This window comes from Sphingomonas sp. CCH9-E2 (genome assembly GCF_001557215.1).
Classification (GTDB): domain Bacteria; phylum Pseudomonadota; class Alphaproteobacteria; order Sphingomonadales; family Sphingomonadaceae; genus Sphingomonas.
In genome coordinates this window covers 1-1,083 of sequence record NZ_LSJM01000360.1, presented here as the reverse complement: position 1 = coordinate 1,083, position 1,083 = coordinate 1, and the positions used below count along the sequence as shown (strand labels likewise).

At 69.6% G+C, this 1,083-nt stretch carries 1 protein-coding gene; it reads left to right on the top strand.

The window, feature by feature from the left end; translation table 11 throughout:
* Positions 1-121 precede the first annotated feature (121 nt).
* Positions 122-1,051 carry a bifunctional riboflavin kinase/FAD synthetase gene (locus tag AX681_RS16835; protein ID WP_066664295.1) on the top strand — a complete coding sequence of 310 codons (930 nt, stop codon included), beginning with the start codon at positions 122-124 and terminating at the stop codon, positions 1,049-1,051.
* Positions 1,052-1,083: the final 32 nt, after the last annotated feature.

Below are 1,083 nucleotides of genomic sequence, written 5' to 3'. Positions count from 1 at the left end.
GGCCGTCTGCGCGGCCGCCCCTCCACCACCCGCTGCGCGGGCGGTCCCCCTCCCCCAGCAAGCTGGGGGAGGAATTGCGAACAATTTGATTCCTTGCGTCGTGACCTTATAGCCCCCGCGCATGGAGCGGCTGGACGGAGCGGCTTCGGTCCCCGGGCATCTGCGCGGCGGGATCGTGGCGCTGGGGAATTTCGATGGCTTTCACCGCGGCCACCAGGCGGTGGTGGGCCGCGCCGTGGCGCGTGCGCGCGATGAAGGGCGGCCGGTCATCGTCGCGACGTTTGACCCGCATCCGGTGCGCCATTTCCGGCCCGACACCCCGCCCTTTCGCCTGACCACGCTGGACCAGCGCGCGCGCTTGTTTGCCGCAGCGGGGGCCGACGCGATGCTGGTGTTCGGGTTCGATGCCGCCCTTGCCAGCCTGTCGGCGCGTGAGTTTGCGCAGCAGCGGCTGGTCGACCTGATCGGCGCGGGCGGGGTCGTGACCGGGGCCGACTTCACCTTTGGCAAGGGGCGCGACGGGAATGTCGCGGTGCTGGCCGAGCTGGGCGCGGCGCTGGGGTTCAGCGTGGACACGGTGGCACCGGTCGCCGCGGAGGGCGAGGTCGTGTCGTCGAGCCGTATCCGCGACGCGCTGCGCCACGGCCAGCCGCGTGAGGCCGCTGCGCTGCTGACGCGCCCGTTCGCGATCGAGGGCGTGGTCGAGGGTGGCGCGAAGCTGGGGCGCGAGCTGGGCTATCCCACCGCCAATATCCGGCTCGGCAGCTATTTGCGCCCGCGTTACGGGATTTATGCGGTGCGCGGGCGGTTGGCGGACGGGCGCGTGGTCGATGGCGTCGCGAATCTCGGCATCCGCCCGACGATCGAACCGCCCGAGGAGCTGCTCGAACCCTATTTCTTCGATTTTTCGGGCGATCTCTATGGCCAGATGGTCGAGGTGCAGCTGATCGACTTTCTGCGCGACGAGGCGAAATATGACGATCTCGACGCGCTGAAGGCGCAGATTGCGCGCGATTGCGAGGATGCGAAGGCCGCGCTGCGAATTACCTGACTCCCCTCCCGCTTGCGGGAGGGGTCGGGGGA